Annotated in this window: 18 protein-coding genes; 6 read left to right on the top strand and 12 right to left on the bottom strand. The window is 65.2% G+C overall.

The genetic code is table 11. The features are described 5' to 3' along the window. The first annotated feature begins 1 nt into the window (after window position 1). On the top strand, window positions 2-337 hold the full coding sequence (locus tag ACWEKS_RS19975; RefSeq protein WP_452341462.1) for a DUF397 domain-containing protein: 336 nt from the start codon (window positions 2-4) through the stop codon (window positions 335-337). Between the two features lie 189 nt (window positions 338-526). Here the strand turns inward: ACWEKS_RS19975 and ACWEKS_RS19980 are convergent, their stop codons facing one another. Continuing rightward, window positions 527-1,285, bottom strand: a complete 759-nt coding sequence (locus ACWEKS_RS19980) for a MerR family transcriptional regulator (protein WP_452341463.1) — start codon at window positions 1,283-1,285, stop codon at window positions 527-529. Between the two features lie 63 nt (window positions 1,286-1,348). Here ACWEKS_RS19980 and ACWEKS_RS19985 point away from each other — a divergent pair, with 63 nt between their 5' ends. Then, window positions 1,349-1,813, top strand: a complete 465-nt coding sequence (locus ACWEKS_RS19985) for a DUF6194 family protein (protein ID WP_452341464.1) — start codon at window positions 1,349-1,351, stop codon at window positions 1,811-1,813. 230 nt (window positions 1,814-2,043) lie between these two features. Here the strand turns inward: ACWEKS_RS19985 and ACWEKS_RS19990 are convergent, their stop codons facing one another. From ACWEKS_RS19990 to ACWEKS_RS20020, 7 genes are all read right to left on the bottom strand, one after another. Beyond that, window positions 2,044-2,304 carry a hypothetical protein gene (locus ACWEKS_RS19990; protein ID WP_452341465.1) on the bottom strand — a complete coding sequence of 87 codons (261 nt, stop codon included), beginning with the start codon at window positions 2,302-2,304 and terminating at the stop codon, window positions 2,044-2,046. Window positions 2,305-2,764: 460 nt separating this feature from the next. Beyond that, window positions 2,765-3,151: a hypothetical protein gene (locus ACWEKS_RS19995; RefSeq protein ID WP_452341466.1), complete on the bottom strand. Its 387-nt coding sequence runs from the start codon at window positions 3,149-3,151 to the stop codon at window positions 2,765-2,767. A 442-nt stretch (window positions 3,152-3,593) separates the two neighbouring features. Beyond that, entirely contained in the window at window positions 3,594-3,992 is a 399-nt protein-coding gene (locus ACWEKS_RS20000) for a nuclear transport factor 2 family protein (protein ID WP_452341467.1), read from the bottom strand. A gap of 310 nt (window positions 3,993-4,302) precedes the next feature. Next, on the bottom strand, window positions 4,303-5,037 hold the full coding sequence (locus ACWEKS_RS20005) for an alpha/beta hydrolase (protein ID WP_452341468.1): 735 nt from the start codon (window positions 5,035-5,037) through the stop codon (window positions 4,303-4,305). 682 nt (window positions 5,038-5,719) lie between these two features. After that, complete coding sequence (locus ACWEKS_RS20010; protein ID WP_379442798.1) at window positions 5,720-6,046, bottom strand: transcriptional regulator; 327 nt, start codon at window positions 6,044-6,046, stop codon at window positions 5,720-5,722. Beyond that, window positions 6,043-6,489, bottom strand: a complete 447-nt coding sequence (locus tag ACWEKS_RS20015; RefSeq protein ID WP_452341469.1) for a hypothetical protein — start codon at window positions 6,487-6,489, stop codon at window positions 6,043-6,045. The genes ACWEKS_RS20010 and ACWEKS_RS20015 overlap by 4 nt, the downstream gene beginning before the upstream one ends. A 255-nt stretch (window positions 6,490-6,744) precedes the next feature. After that, window positions 6,745-7,161 carry a winged helix-turn-helix transcriptional regulator gene (locus ACWEKS_RS20020; protein WP_452341470.1) on the bottom strand — a complete coding sequence of 139 codons (417 nt, stop codon included), beginning with the start codon at window positions 7,159-7,161 and terminating at the stop codon, window positions 6,745-6,747. A gap of 97 nt (window positions 7,162-7,258) precedes the next feature. Between ACWEKS_RS20020 and ACWEKS_RS20025 the strand changes: the two genes are divergently transcribed. Beyond that, a complete protein-coding gene (locus ACWEKS_RS20025; protein ID WP_452341471.1) occupies window positions 7,259-8,131 on the top strand; it encodes an alpha/beta fold hydrolase in 873 nt (290 codons plus the stop codon). 206 nt (window positions 8,132-8,337) lie between these two features. Here ACWEKS_RS20025 and ACWEKS_RS20030 read toward each other — a convergent pair whose 3' ends face one another. Further along, on the bottom strand, window positions 8,338-8,973 hold the full coding sequence (locus tag ACWEKS_RS20030; RefSeq protein WP_452341472.1) for a LysE family translocator: 636 nt from the start codon (window positions 8,971-8,973) through the stop codon (window positions 8,338-8,340). A gap of 460 nt (window positions 8,974-9,433) precedes the next feature. On the opposite strand from ACWEKS_RS20030, the gene ACWEKS_RS20035 reads away from it, so the two are divergent. Next, a complete protein-coding gene (locus ACWEKS_RS20035; RefSeq protein ID WP_452341473.1) occupies window positions 9,434-10,285 on the top strand; it encodes an alpha/beta fold hydrolase in 852 nt (283 codons plus the stop codon). Between the two features lie 310 nt (window positions 10,286-10,595). Here the strand turns inward: ACWEKS_RS20035 and ACWEKS_RS20040 are convergent, their stop codons facing one another. Further along, entirely contained in the window at window positions 10,596-11,489 is an 894-nt protein-coding gene (locus ACWEKS_RS20040) for an esterase/lipase family protein (RefSeq protein WP_452341474.1), read from the bottom strand. A 223-nt stretch (window positions 11,490-11,712) separates the two neighbouring features. Beyond that, the gene (locus ACWEKS_RS20045; RefSeq protein WP_452341475.1) at window positions 11,713-12,684 is read right to left on the bottom strand and encodes a zinc-binding dehydrogenase; all 972 of its coding nucleotides are present in this window, start codon (window positions 12,682-12,684) and stop codon (window positions 11,713-11,715) included. 82 nt (window positions 12,685-12,766) lie between these two features. Here ACWEKS_RS20045 and ACWEKS_RS20050 point away from each other — a divergent pair, with 82 nt between their 5' ends. Beyond that, window positions 12,767-13,408: a TetR/AcrR family transcriptional regulator gene (locus ACWEKS_RS20050; protein ID WP_452341476.1), complete on the top strand. Its 642-nt coding sequence runs from the start codon at window positions 12,767-12,769 to the stop codon at window positions 13,406-13,408. Window positions 13,409-13,562: 154 nt separating this feature from the next. Here the strand turns inward: ACWEKS_RS20050 and ACWEKS_RS20055 are convergent, their stop codons facing one another. After that, window positions 13,563-13,961 carry a DUF4870 domain-containing protein gene (locus ACWEKS_RS20055; protein ID WP_452341477.1) on the bottom strand — a complete coding sequence of 133 codons (399 nt, stop codon included), beginning with the start codon at window positions 13,959-13,961 and terminating at the stop codon, window positions 13,563-13,565. A gap of 509 nt (window positions 13,962-14,470) precedes the next feature. Between ACWEKS_RS20055 and ACWEKS_RS20060 the strand changes: the two genes are divergently transcribed. Then, window positions 14,471-15,553, top strand: coding sequence for a serine hydrolase domain-containing protein (locus ACWEKS_RS20060; protein ID WP_452341478.1), 1,083 nt, complete (start codon window positions 14,471-14,473; stop codon window positions 15,551-15,553). The last annotated feature ends 162 nt before the right edge of the window (window positions 15,554-15,715 follow it).

Consider the following 15,715-nt stretch of genomic DNA (forward strand, 5'->3'; position numbering starts at 1 on the left):
CGTGAGTGCCGAATTCTTCAAGTCCACCTTCAGCGGCGGGGACGGTACCTGCGTCGAGGTCGCCCACGGCGCTGACCGTGTACTGCTCCGCGACAGCAAGTACACAGGCCCGTCTCACGATCAACCGACGCTCGCGATCGCCCCAGAACTCTGGCCCGCCTTTCTGGATCTCGTGCTGAGTGGCAACTCCGGCCGAATCGGTGAACACCTGTCCGTCACCCTCTCCGCCGCTGGCGGTGCGACGCTGACCAACCCCCAAGGCGCCACCCTCGACTACAACCCCGCCGAATGGTCCGCCTTCGCCAAGGGTGTCGCCAACGCCGAATTTGGTCGCTGACAACATGTTTCGTAGACGCGTCGGCTCGGATGTGCTCTGATCGCCGGATGGCTCGCGGGTTCGTATCGCGGCGGCTGACGTGGTCAATTACTGGTACGACGAAAATCCATGCTGCACAGGGCAGCCGGGGTCGTCGGTCGTGCGGAGCGGCGCGGTGCGCAACAGTAGCGCCGCGAGCGCATTCTTCTGTCAGTACGAAACCGGCTGTCCTTCAAGAGAAGTCGATCTTCCCTCATCACCCGCCGAAATGGCCGTACTGAGTGCCGCCGTGCCCTCGAACAGTGCCCGGGACCGGTTCTCGATGCTCTTGTCCCGCGCGGCCAGCCCGGCCATCACCGCGTCCCACCGCCGCGCACCCCGGAACTGCGGCATCAACTCCTGCAACTGCGGAATCCGGTACCCCGCGGCCCGCAGCTGATGCACGATCCGGGCATCCCGCACCTCGGCCGGCGCGTACCTGCGCGCACCCCGGCTGTCCCCACGTCCCGGCACAACCAGTCCCATCGCGTCCCAGTGCCGCAGCGTGGAGGCCCGCACTCCCAGTGCCCCCGCCAACTCGGTCACGCCCATCTCGTCCGAGGACCGCGCATCCGTGATGGGTTCTTCGGCGATCAACCTGGCTGCGGCCCTTGCGATTTCGAGTTCCCGCCGCTCGCCGTCGAGCCGCCCGTGCACCGCATCCAGTAACGCGAGCATCTCGGGGCCGGCTCCGGCCTGCGCGGCCCGCATGATCTGCTTGGCCGCTCCCGGCCCCGCGCCCGCCGCCAGACTCCGGTACGCCCGCACGGACCACAGATGGGCTTCGCCGTACATCCGGTAGCCGGCGTCCGTGCGGATCGCCGGCGGCAGCACGCCCTCGTTCTCCAGGTTGCGGACCTGCTGCACCGAGCACCCCGCAAGCCGCGCCACATCCACGGTCCGCAATCGTCCCGAGTTGCGACTTCGCAACTCCCCACCTCCCTATATCCAGGGAAAAGTCCACACAAGCACTTCAATGTAACGCTGTAACTCATGACCATCGAAGACCTGGCCATATACATCGAATCCCTCGGAGGCGTCCTCACCCTCCACCCGGCCCCCGGCGACGGCACCCCCGAAATCGCCTGGGGCGATTACTTCTTCTACTACGCCCCCGACGGCGTCACCCCCACCACGGTCCAGCCCTTCGCCACTCTCGTCACGAAGGACTACCCCGACGACACCACCTCTCAGCTCGACCGCCCCGACACGTTCCGACTGAACATCAACACATCAAGGGCCGAGTTCATCGAGTGGACAGGCCACACTCCCCGCGAATCCGGCTCCCTCGACCTGACCACCACCGACACCCTGATCCCCCACCCTGTCTACGCCTCAGCCGCCTGGCTAGCCGTCGTCAACCCCGGCCCCCGAACCGAGGCCCCAATCCGAACCCTCCTCCGAAACGCCCACAATCGAGCCCGCACCCGCTACGACCGCCACACCGAACCCAACTGACAGCCGCGCATCGGCACCCTCTCGCGGCGGCAGACGAACAACCTCGGCAGCCACCCAGAGGGGACATCGGCGCGCGACAGCCCCGCCGCCCGCAATGAGTTTGGGACCACCTTGTGGCACGAGTGCCAGGCCGTCCATCTCGGCCCGCTCAGACCACGCCTGTGGCAAGCAGGGGCGCTGCGGGCAGATCGAACGAAACCGAGGATGGACGGCCTTTACGCGAGATCGGATCAGAGGCAGGTGGCGGGGCTGTTGCACGGCCGATCAGCACTGCCGGTGAGGAGGTTGAGGAGGTTGATCACGGCACTGCCGCTGTCCGGTGTGTAGATCGGCTGCGCGACGGCTGGCTGGTTCGCGGGCGCTGCGAGTTCCAGGGGAACCCCGTCGACCGACGTGGGAGAGGCGGCGGCGACCGCGGAGCCCGCCGCGATCGCGGCGGCGGCAACCGTGGCCACCAGGCCGGTACGGAGAGCTGAGCGAACGGTAGTCATCGTGTGGAAACCCATCTGTTGGAATGGAAAGCCCTCGCAACTGTTCCAAGATCGCTGTCCCGCAGACAGCCACGGGTTCTGGTGCCCCGATCAGACGGGGCACGACGTGCTTCGAATTCATGGCGCTTCAGCACGCGCGCCCAATGGACGATGCCCGAGTCCTGAACGGCGAGCTCGAAGGTCCGCGTCGGGAGATACGAATGCAGCCGCATTCCCAGACTTCCGATCACCCGGATCAGCCGATCCTCACCAGCACCGAGTTGGTCGAGCACAGCCTGTGACAGGGCGTCGACCGAGACCGCCTGGGCGGCACCGAGATCGATTCCGGCTTGGCGGCCACGCGTCGCCGGAAACAAAGGTTCCCATCCTCACGGATGGAATCGGGCCTCCGTCGTCGAGCAGCCATGTCCGATCCGCCTACCTCCGCGTTCCACAGAGACACACATCATTTCGACCGCGATCATGTCGGCTGCACCGCTGTGCGCTGAGGCGCCGAGCTCTTGAGTTGTTCGACGGCCGTGTCGATGACATTGCCGATGTGGGAGTCGGCTCCTGTTGCGAGTTGCAGCAAGGTTGCGCCGTGGATACCGGCTACCAGTGAATGGGCGATCGCGTCGGCGTCGACGTGTGCACCAATGAGTCCCTCGGCCTGCATCTGATGGATCCCGGCCCGAATACGGCTTTGGAGTCGTCCGGCAGTCTCCGCGATCAATGCGCGGGCCCCGGAGCCTTGGCTCGTCTGGCCAGGAGCGGTGCTGTTCGCGGTTGGAATCGTGGCGATGTTGGCGGTGAGATTTCGTGCACAGCATCGGATGCGGCCGAAAATCGAACGGCCGGAGGAACTCACCGACCGAACTCGTGCGCAGCGAGAGCGGATGCGCAAGCAGCGCAACGGGCAGTGACGTGGTTCGAGGACACAGTTCTCGTCGACTGTGGTTGCCGGGACATCCAGCCGCGAACTCCGCATCGAAATGCCACACCGCATAACGACGGCCATGGTCGACAACGACACCATCGCGGCGCCCTCCTGACACACCGCCCGTACCGGAGGCCCGGACACCAACCGCGCGGGCGAACCAGCCCGACATGATCACGCGCCGTCGACCTTCGGTCCACCGGATGGCCCGTCGAACGGCGCACTATGCGGCATTACCTGCACTGACGACGTTCGGTCGGCGGGCTCAGATGGCACCTGCCAGTTGATCTTCCACGCACTCGCGCTGGCCGGTTCGGTCAACGCGGTATGCGGTGCGGGCTCAGGCGGTCATCGTAGAGCCGCCAAGTGTCTCTCATCCTTTTGCCCAGGCCCAGGCCGTTAAGCGCCAGTCGGTGCCGACCTTGTCCAGTGCCGCAGTGAAGACCGCGCCGGTTTGCGTGACCTGCTCGCCCTGAAGGGTGTACGAGAAGGTGGCCGGAACGACGACATACCCGAAGTCGCCGGTGACATCGACATGCCGCGGCTCACCGAGATCGATGCGGTAGCCGGAAGCCCCGACGTGTTCAGCTTCGGCAAGCGCGGCCCGCCACCAGTCCGCTGCGGCTGTCGGCCCCTGCCACACATGTGGCGACATTCCGTCCAGAATCTGCATCGGGTCAGCGCACGCCGCTGCCATCGCCTTCTCGTCACCGTTGTTGAAAGCGTCGACGTACTGGCGCACCACCGCCATCGGATCGTTGGAGCTGGGCACGGCAGGTCTCCTCTCTCGTGGTGACTTCACTCATTGACCGCTGAGAGTGATTCGTAGCTGCCGTGCTGATGGCCGTACATCAATACAGTCGCTGTCGCGACGATGTCACAAGTGCCCCCGACACCCCAGACGGGCGCCTACCGAAACGCCAGGATGCGAAACGCTGGCAACCAGCCAGACACCCAGCGCGATCAGCGGCATGACGGTGCATTGACTGCGGTCACCGCTATCGAGGAAGGGCCGAGACCTGTCCTCGATAGCGGCGTCCTGGCCGACTGCTCCTATCGTCTGCCGGCCTGACGGGCTGGCCCTACTTCAGGTGTCGGGCGAAGAACCCGTTCCCCTCTTCCCCCGCGTGCTGCGGGACGCCGAGGTGCCCGCCCATGTTGGCGTTCAGCGTCTTCTCCTTGGAGCCGAAGGCGTCGAACAGGTCCAGCGACATCTGCCGGTGGTGTCCTTCGTCGTCCCATTGCAGCAGGACGTGCAGCGGGATGGTGACCTGCCGGGCCTCCTCGATGATGGTGCGGGGCACGTAGCTCCCGGCGAATAGAACGGCGGCCGAGATGCGCGGCTCGACCGCTGCCAGCCGGGTGCCGATCGAGATCACCCCGCCTGCATACCCGACCGGGCCGCCGATCTCGGGCAGTGCGAGAAGGGCGTCCAGGGTGGCCTGCCATTCCGGGACAGCCTGGTCGACCAGCGGGAGGATGAGCCGGTCGACGATGTCGTCGGTGACCGGCTCGCCGGCCTGCAGCGCCCGCTGTAGATCGGCGCGGGCCTGATCGGTGGCAGCGGAACGGGGCCGCTCGCCGCTGCCGGGGAGCTCGATGGCAGCCGCGGCGTAGCCTTCCGCCCCGGCGTGCCGGGCCCGGGCCAGCAGTCGCGGGTATGCCTTGCGCAGCCCGAGGGGAGGGGGGCCGAGCAGGATCAGCGGGACCGGTGCGGATACGGACGCGGGCGTCCACAGGATGCCGGGGATCTCGCCGAGGGTGAATTCACGCTCGAGGACACCGTCGTCGAGGCGCTTTTCGGAAGTGAAGTGCATGGTCGTGTCTTCTTTCGGGAGTGCTGCTGAACGGCGCTCCCGGACGACCTATCGCCCGACCGTGACCCCTGAGGGGAGCACCCATGTCGATACTGCGTTCACGGGTACCACCTCCTCGGCCTCTTGCACGGTCTCCGGAAAGCTAGCAGTGGTCGCTGTAGTCCGCCAACAGGTTTTTCGGTGGCTCCGCGACCGGATGAATCGTTCGGAATGCACGCAATTCGGCATTACGGTGCAGTGCCGACGGCCGTGCGTTACCCGAGATGGTCTCTGCCCGTTGATCTTCGAGGTCGCCGCGTGGCCGATCCGAGCCGCGCGCTACGCGGCAGGAGCGTGCGCTGCCATGCGGGCACGGACGGCCAGCCCAACCGTTCTAAACATGCACTACAGCTGAGGAATTGGCGCGAAATCGCTGTTCTACAGCGGATTGTGCGGGGTTGCACCGGTCGAACGGAACTAGGCATGTGTAGACACTGGCTGGCCTCGGATCGGCAACAGCCGGTTGATCTTCCGCGGTGCCGCGCTGACCGATTCGGTCAGCGCGACCAGCGGCAGAATAGTGCGTTCGGCAGATCAGGCTTCGAATCGCCGCGGGCCTGGATGTGTCCCTGGCTATTCGGCGGAAGACCACTGGTGCGACATCCCGCCATCAGCCCACAGCTGCACTTCTTTCCCAGCGCGATCAGGATCTACCAGACGGTGAGTCCGGCTCGCCCGCCGCCTTCCGTGCCTGTTGTGCGAGTGCGGTGAGGGCGTTCAAGTGTTCGTGATAGGCCGTGCGGCCGCGGTCGGTCAATGCGAGCCATGTCTTGGGCCGCCGCCCGACATATCCCTTCGTGATCGTGATATATCCGGCGGCCTCGAGGACGGTCATCGCCTTCGACAACGTGGACTTGTTCATCTCGCACAGGTCGGTGATCATGCCGAACTCGGCCTCGCGGCATCCGTCCAGAAACGCAACCACTTTCAGGCGCGGCAGCGAACCCAGCAGCTCGCTCAGCTCCGTCACGACGCGGCCCGTGGTTGGGTCAGCTGGAACCACATCCATGCGCCCATGATCACAGCGGACGCGATAGTCATCCATCCGGGCATGGCACCGAGCAGGGTGACGCCGACAAATGGCGGAAGCCAGCCCAAAGCCACTCGCTTCCATCGCTGCACCGGTTGCTCGGCCAGAGACCGGGGAACGACACCACCGTTGCGCCATTCTCGAAGCACCCACGCCACGAAGGCACCGAATGCAACCGTCACAACGATTCCGGCAACCCCACGAACGGTGATCGCGCGATCGATGGGCATGGCGACCGCGTCGCCGATCAGGAAGAACGAGCAGAAACACAGCAGCGCCCCCGCCGTTGGCACCCAGCGGGGCCGGGCCGGCGCGCTGCGCGCTCGACGAGTGGTGGCCGAGGCGATGTCGAGTGCGTCCTGTGGTGTCAATGCGTCGCTCACTATCGCAGCATAATCAACTAGTTTCCATCCGCCAACTAGTGTCTCGACTTTTCTCGGGACAGGTATCCGGCGCCAGCGCGGCCACGAAACCGAACCACCGCAAGGCCGCAAGCCCATTCGATCCCGAACCGGCCTGCTGCACAGCGGACTTCGTGAAAAGGCCGGGCCTCCACTGAACGGTGAAGCGGTGCCTGCCCACCTGCGACCAGCGCGACTCGACCAGCACGATCAGCGGCATGAGCGTGTGTTGGGAAGCTATTCGCTGGCGGTTGGGTCGGCTTGTGCGTCGTTGACGGTGTTGGCGTAATCGATCTCGGCCATATGGTCCTCGGCCCAGGTGCGCAAAGCCGCCAAGGGGATCTCCAGGGACAAGCCAAGTTCGGTGAGCCGGTAGTGCACGCGGGGTGGCACTGTCGGCTCCACTCGACGGGTGACCAGACCGTCGCGGGCCAGGTTGTGCAGGGTCACCGACAGCATCTTCTGGGATACACCGGGCACTCGCCGCCGCAGCTCGGCGAAGCGCACCTCACCCGGGGCGGCCTGCGCGAGGACCTTGACCACCATCGACGTCCATTTGGTGCCGATGCGGTCCAGCAATTGCCTTGTCGGGCATTGGGAATCGAACAGATCACCGCGAACCGGCGTCTTCGCGTGCGCTGATCGAGTAGTCACCTGGACCTCACCACCTGTAGCCGAAGTGCCTTCTTGGCAGCCTAACTGAGGTTACCTACCGTTTCCTGGTAACCAACGGTAACCGCAAGGAGGTCCCATGACCCACACGCCACCGCTGCAAACCGCCCCTATCGAGCTGCGCCGGATCGAGACCAACGGCATCCGCGCCAACGTCGCCATCGCCGGCTCCGGCCCCGCAGTCGTTCTGCTGCACGGCTTTCCCCACACCTGGCGACTCTGGAGCGAGATCATCGGCCCGCTGTCCGAGCACTACCGGATCATCGCCCCGGACCTGCGTGGGTTCGGCGCCACCAGCCGTGCATCGGACGGCTACGACGCCGGCACGCTGGCCGCCGATACGGCGGGGATCCTCGATGCCCTCGGCGAACCCACCGCGGCCGTGGTCGCGATCGATGCCGGCACCCCGGTCGCGGTCCTGCTCGCCCTGCGCCACCCCGACCGGGTGCGACGGCTGGTGGTCATGGAAGCCTTGCTGGGCACGCTCCCCGGCGCCGAGGACTTTCTCACCGCGGGTCCGCCGTGGTGGTTCGGCTTTCACGCCGTCCCCGGTCTCGCCGAAACGGTTCTGCCCGGCCACGAGACACAGTATGTCGAATGGTTTCTCACCACCGGCACCCGTGGCCGAGGTGTGCGGGCCGATATCCGCGACGCGTTCGTCGATGCCTACACCGGTGAAGACGCCCTACGTTGCGCCTTCTCCTACTACCGGGCACTGCCGACCAGCGCACGACAGATCGATCGCGCCGTGGCAGCCGACCGACTCACCACACCCACCCTGGCGATCGGTGCCCACCCGGTCGGCGACGCACTCGAGCGGCAACTTCGCCCTATCGCCGATACCCTTGCGGGACACATCATTCCGGATTGTGGCCACATCATCCCGCTGGACCGTCCGCAAGAACTGCTCAACCTCATAACCCCCTTCCTCGCCGCCGACCAACCTGCCTGACCACGCATCCGCAAAGCCCCCCACGAGGCCATCCCCGGGTACAACACTCCATCCGGCATTCGGTGGTTGCGGAGGTTCCACCGGCCTCGGATCGGCACGGCCGGTTGAGCTTCCGATCCCCCGCGCCGGCCGGTTCGGTCAGCACGGTATGCCGCCAGCGGATGCTCGGCTCTCGCTCAGCAGCGGCCCAGATCCCTTGGCTTCCGTCAGTTGGGACCGGTCAGCGCCATACCGGCGCCGACTCCGATGATCATCAGCCCGCCGGTGCTGCTGACAGTTTCGAGGCGACGTGGAGAACGCGCGAACCATGACCGCGCCGTTGCTGCCAACAGTGCCCAACATCCGTCCGAAAGCGCCTGGATAGCAAGGAATATGACACCCAGAATCAGCAACTGTGCGGGCAGAGCCGCCCGGCTCGGTACCGCAAACTGCGGAAGGACGGCACCGAAGAACACGATCGTCTTGGGGTTGGTAGCACCGACGATGAATCCCTGCCCGAACACGCGACTGCCGCCGATGCTCGGGACCTTCGACCGCAAGGCTGCCGCCAGCTTCTTCCGCTGCCGGATCGTCGAGACGCCCAAGTAAATCAGATAGGCGGCCCCAACAACTTTCATGATCAGAAACAACATTGCTGAGGCCATCAACACCGCGCCCAGGCCGAACGACACTGCGACCAGCGGTACGAACGATCCAGTGACGCCACCCGCGACCGAGAGGACCGCGGACCGGTGCCCCAGAGTCAGCGCTCGGCCGATGGCGAACAGCACGTTCGGGCCTGGAATGACGATGAGGATCGAGGCGGCGAAGGCGAAGGCCGCGGCGTGTGAAAGCGGGACCATCTCGCGGAGCGTAGCCGTTGTCGACCGCGCTCTGTGCCGGATTCGTGTGAGGCTGAATATGGTTGTCGGACTGGATGATCAGGCCCAGTCCCAACGTTCTCACCTGGGGCCGGGTCTGCCGCGGGCGACATCTGAACATCCGGAAATCGGCTCGTTGCGGACGTTCCGCGCCGCACCAGGTCCCGACCGCCGGCGCCCCGCGCCGGCTGGTTCGGTCAGCGCGAGTAGCAGGCATTTTCGGATGTTCTGGTGCTGCTGCTGTGAGGGGGAGCCTTCAGGTGGTCGATGCTGTGCCTGCCGTGGAGATCAAGAGCGCCCGACCGAGTCGGGCCTTGCGCTGCTGCTGCTTGTGAGCAGCGCCAACCGGGGAGACGCTTCGGTGGATTGGTACAACGAAATCCTTTGTATCCCTTATTGATTGCACATGTTGATCTTAGGAACACGTTCTAGTTTCGAGGTCATGGATACAGCCTTTGAAACCACGAAACGTGAAGTGGCCACGGACACGGGCGTTCTGCGCTACCACGAGGCCGGCGACGGGCCGCCGCTGTTGATGCTGCACGGTTCCGGGATCGGCGTGACCGGCTGGCGGAACTACCGCGGCAGCCTGGCAGCGTTCGCACAGCAGTATCACTGCTACGTTCTGGAGTTCCCCGGATTCGGCGTCAGTGACCCGGTTCCGGGCAATCCGGTGTGGACCGCGATGGATTCGGTGCTCCGCTTCATGGACGCGCTGGGTATCGAATCCGCCGCCGTCATCGGGAATTCGCTGGGCGCGGTGGTCGGGCTGAACCTGGCGATCCGCCACCCGGGCCGCGTCGACAAGCTCGTCTGCATCGGGGGGGTGGGGCCGAACCTGTTCACCCAGCCCCTCAGCGAAGGGTCGCAGATCCTGCAGGATTTCACGGAGCAGCCGACGCGGGAGAACCTGATCCGCTGGATACGGTGCATGTCCTACAGTCCGGAGCTCGTCACCGAAGAGTTGATCGAGGAGCGCTGGCAGACCGCGCTGGATCCGGATGCGCTGGCATCGATCAAATCCATGTACGGCGCAGCGGCTTTCGAGGCGCGTCGGCGAGCGCTGGCCGATACTGAGACGCCACCGTACTGGGCGATGATGCACAAGGTCGTGTGTCCGACCCTGCTCGCCTGGGGACGCGATGATCGCCAGACTCCACTCGATATGGCCTTGCTGCCGATGCGCAGCATCCCGAACGCCGAACTGCACGTGTTCCCGAATTGTGGGCACTGGATCATGCTCGAGGCGAAGGACGCGTTCGAACGCATCACCCTCGAGTTCCTGCAACGCTAGATGATCTATTCCGAGGTTCGGTGTTGCGCGATTGCGCCGCGCAACACCGAGCCGCGGAATTCGTGCGCACCAACACCGACCCACCGCAACTATGCGCGCCGAATCAACCACACATCACATAATCGGCCGTTGCGGACGTTCGGCCGACGTCAGATGGGCATGGCCGGTTGAGATCTTCCGCCGCCTACGCTGGCCGGTCCGGTTAGCGCGGCGTGCACGATGTTCGGACATCGTCGGTGTTTACCGTCTCGACGCGGATCCAACTCGTGCCCACCGTCCTCGCCCTGGTTCTGGTAGGTGCCAGACGGTTTCAGGCCTGGAGTTGCTGGGCTACCCAATTCGCGGTGTCGGGGCTTGATCGCAGGCTGGAGTGCCCGACTGGGGCGGCGCCTGGGAACAGGTCCTCGTAGAAGTTCATGTTCACGCCCGGTTCGGTGAGATTCGTGCAAACCGTGGCCGGTGTCGCGAGTTCGTCGTTGCGGGTCGACAGCACCGAGTAACGGACGCCGGGCTGAGCGACCTGGCCATTGAAGACGGCCTGGTAAACCGGCGAGGAGGGCATCATCTGGACGAGGTTGGCCTTGTCGGGGGCGATGACCGCGAGGACGGTGCCCAGAAACGGCAGGCCGGAGGCCACCTGGGCCGGGCTGATGGGTGGGTTCTTGATGCCGTATGCGCCAAGGAATCCGGAACCGTCACAGCCCCGGATTTCCGGAGTGAGAAACACCGCATGCGCGACGGAGGAGGCGCCGCCGAGGACTTTGAGGAAGTAGTTGCTGACGATCGTTCCGGCCGAATGCGCGACGATGTCGACCTGATCGGCCCCGGTGGTCTGACGCACCTCGGCCACAAAGTCCGCGACTTGCTGTGCGGCGCTGGGAATATCGCCGGTCCAGCGGTTGCCGTTGATGATCCCGCCCTGGAACAAGAACGCGCAGTACCCGGCCCCACGCAAGGTGGTCAGCATGGTATTCCATTGCGCCGCGGTATCGGCAGTGGTTCCGTCCCCGCCCGGCAACACCACGACCGGCCTGGGGTGCGCGGAGTCCGGAGTGCAGTCGATGGGCGGTTCGATCGTGTTGCCCGCAGGGATGACCGCCGACCCGGAACCGGTGTCCGGCGCGGCGACAGCGGGCCCCGCCGCCATCATTGCGACCGTGCCCGCACCGATAAGCGCGGTCGTGAACTTCGCGGCGATTCTCATATTTTCGACAGCCCTTCGACATCATCTTCGTGATCGACCCCCCGACCGCGTGCGAATCCCGCACCAGCAAAGGACGATACAACGGCTGCGGCAATCCAACACCTGTAGGAGGCGGTCGGCGAATGCCACAAGTTGTGCCACGCCTGACCCACCTTGAGCGCATGACGCTGAACAGGGATGCGGCATGTGTGTGCGTTGATATTGCGGTGAGAGGCGGTGTCGCCTATCTCGCCGATGGTGTGAGCACGATTCTCCCGAACACCTCGCCAGCTTCCATTTTCTGGTGCGCCAGCACAGCTTGTTCCAGGGAAAGCGTCTCGTGCACAACCGCTTCCAGCTCGCCGCGTGCCGCGGCGGCGAACAGTTCGGCGGTCGCGGCGCGTCGGTCGGGTGCGGGCACGGTGTCGGCGCTGAAGGTCGCGAACGACAGCGACTTCCTGAAGGCCGCGACTATCTCCGCGCCGAAGTCCGCCGGTGGCATGCCCGCCATCACGCCGACGGCCACCATCCGACCGTTCGGCTCGAGCCTGGCGAAGAACGACGGCAGATCCGCGCCGGCGACGATGTCGATGATGACGTCGTAGCCTGCGGGAGCGTCCTCCGCACCCTGGCCGGCGCGGTCGAGTACGTGGGTCGCGCCGAGCTTGCGCAGGCGCTCGCCGCGCTCGGCCGATGAGGTCGTGACCGCGACCGCACCGGCGCCGCCACGAGCCGCGAGCTGGACCGCCATGACTCCGATGCCGCCGGCCGCGCCACGTACCAGCACCGACTCGCCGCGCGCGAAATGCGCATGGCGCAAAGCGAAGTGGGCCACCGTTGCCGAAGTGCCGAGTGTCACCGCCTCGACAGCCGACACGGTCTCCGGGAGGGGGACGAGCATCTCGGCCGAGGCGACGGCGCGCTCGGTGTAGCCGCCCTCCTCACCGGTGAACGCCCACACGCGCTGACCGATCCACGCGGTGTCGACACCCTCGCCGACCTCGGTCACGGTGCCCGCGACCTCTTGGCCAGGGATGCGACCGGGCGTGGCTCCGTGGGCGGCCAGCGCGCCACTTCGGATCAGGGCGTCGAGACCGCCGACGCCGATCGCCTCGGTCGCGATCGACACCTGTCCGGCGGCCGGATTCGGGTCGGGGAGCTCGACCACCGCGAGGACTTCGGGACCTCCGAACGCTGGGACCATCACTGCATGCATTGGTTTCTCCGTGCTCTGTTCGATCGGGACAGACCAACGGACCGTAACGGACGCCCCTGTCCGTTTAGCTAAAGTGAGAGTGGTGACCGCTCGTTTGCCTCACACCCTGCGCTCCGACGCCCGCGACAACCGCGAACGCATCCTCGACGCGGCTCGCGCGGTATTCATCACTGACGGTCTGGAGGTGCCGATGCGGACCATCGCCCGCCGCGCCGAGGTCGGCCCCGCCACCCTCTACCGCCATTTCCCGACCAAACAGATGCTGGTCGCCGAGGCGTTCACCGATCAGATGCTCGCCTGCCGGACCCTCGTGGACGAAGGGCTCGCCGACCCCGATCCCTGGCACGGCTTCTGCCTCACCCTCGAGAAACTCTGTGAGCTGCAAGCACGCGACCACGGCTTCACCGCAGCCTTCATGTCCACTTACCCGCACGCGATGGACTTCACCGCGATCCGCACAGCCGCGCTCACCGGCGCCGCCGAACTGATCCGCCGCGCCAAGGATACCGGCCGCCTACGCCCCGACATCGTCCTGGACGACCTCGTCCTCATGATCATGGCCAACAACGGCATCCACGCCAGCACGCCGGCAGCACGAATCGCGGCCTCCCGCCGCTTCGCCACCCTCATGATCCAAGCGTTCCGGACTTCACCCACGTCTGCATCGCTGCCACCAGCGCCACGATTGATGCCCGCGATGCCCAGACCCACATCCGACAGGTGAATCACAGCAGGCAGTTCCGGACGTTCCGCACGGACGTTAACGGCCCGAGATAGCCTCGGGCCGTTGATCGTCGGACTGTCGTCTCTGGCCGCCGTGCAGGGGTGCCGGCAGCATCATCGATTACGAAATCCAGCTGGGGACTTCGAATACGCCGCTACTTGACCGAGCTGGCCAACTGATCGGCATACGGGGCAGTGAATTTTCCGACAATGGGAAGCTCCGCGCGGACACCGCCGGTGTTGTTCGCCTGGACCATGGCCATGATCCAGACGACGACCGCGAAGACCGCGACGGCGAGTCCGGCGAGGCTGAAGATGATCCCCAGGACTCCGAGGAGCGAGCCGACGATGCTCAGAACAATATTGACCACCGAGACCGCCCCGAAGAAGACGATCGATTGCGAGGCATGGAATTTCACATCGGGATCGTTCTTTCCCACAAATAGGAAGATGATTCCGGTGAGCCACCCCAGCGCGTACGACAGGATCGCGCTGGTCTTTTTGTCCAAGCCGGCGGACTGCGGTTGGTTCGCGGGAGGTTGAGAAGATGTCATGAGGTGAGTAGACGCCACGCGCGCCTCCTACCGATCCCAACTTTCAGCACGAACCCACAGGTCGCGGGCCAGCCGACGACCGGGATCCCGGACGTGGTTCTCGTGACGAGATGGCTGCCAACGAGCTCGAAACGCCTGGGCGATAGCTCATTACACAATCGAGCACCGAAAGCGCCAGCAGGATCGCCGAGTCGCACCGCCACCACCTCGAACTGATCGAGACCCAGAACATCCAAGAGCTGTGGCCTGAAGACCAGCTGTTCTGGAGCAACGAACCACCACCGGTATCCCAGGGGAGTGAGCCGCCCAGACGATCGATCGTGATTGCCAAAGAGCAGTGAGTCAGTACGAATTCCGGAGGCCCGCACGCATATCCGAGTAGATTTTTCAGGGACGGCCTCAGGGTTTGTCCGGATGTTCGGAGCCGCAGCCGTCTCTACGGTCTGGATATGCGGATCGGGTGGGTGGTGACAGTGATGGCGCTGGTCGGAGCAACAGGGTGCGCGAGTGTGACCACCTCGGCGCCGCAGCCCGTGTCCACTACCCCGATGGCGTTGTCGCCCAAGCGAGTCGAGCGGATTAAGGACGGTATCGACCGGCTGGTACACGCAGGGACCACCGGGGTGATCGCGACTCTCACCGAAAACGGGCAGACCATCACTCTTACTGCCGGAGTCGGAGACCGGACCGGCCGAACAGCGATTCCGGTCGCACCGCCGCAGCAGGTGCGGGTCGGGAGCATCTCCAAAACCTTTGCGGCTGTCCTCATCATGCAATTGGTATCCGATGGGCGGCTGCGGCTCGACGAACCCGTCGATTCCTACCTGCCCGGATTGCTGAACGGCGAGGGCGTGGACGGGCGAAACATCACCGTCCGCCAGATCCTGCAACACCGCAGCGGACTTCCCGAAATGTCGAAAGACCCGGAGCTCGATGTGGTCCGGGCCGCCGCCGACGGCCGCACTTTCACCCCGGCGCAGGAGATCGCCGTGGCGCTCCGGCATCCGGCGCAGTTCTCGCCGGGAGAGCGGTTCAAATACACCAATACCAACTTCATCGTGGCGGGCATGCTGGTCGAAAAGGTGACAAGCAGGCCGTATTCCGAGGTGCTCGCCGAGCGCATCACCACCCCGAACCAACTCTCCGACACCTATCTACCCGGACCGGGAGAGGTCAGCTTCCGCGGCCCACATCCGCAGGGCTACACGCTGGTAAGTGGCGTGCCCACCGACGTAACCTCCATCGAGCCGTCAGTGGCCTGGTCGGCGGGCGCACTGATCTCCACCGGCACAGACCTGAACCGCTTCTTCACAGCCCTGCTCGCCGGAAAGATCATCGGCGACGCGCAACTGCGCGACATGCTGACGATGCTGCCCCGGTCGTCCGACAGCACCTCCGAATACGGCCTCGGCATCGGCGCTATTCAGCTTTCCTGCGGTGTCAGATATTTCGGCCACACCGGCAACATCGCCGGCTTCACCACCATCTCCGGCGCCATCACGCAGGGCCGTGCGGTAACGATCGCCATCAACGACTCCCCGGCCGACGAGCCGAACTTCACCGACGTGCTCAACGACGCCCTCTGTCCCTAGCCGACCATTTGATCGTCCGATACCGGCGTCGGCCGATGAGGTCAGCGCGGTATGCGGCTATACGGGCGTTTCGAACTTTTCAATCGTGGGTGTGTCCCGCGGTCCGGCCGCCACTGAACGAGTGATCGGCCGGTCCGGCGGGTTGTGGGTCGCGTCTACAAC

Source organism: Nocardia sp. NPDC004711, from assembly GCF_053601595.1.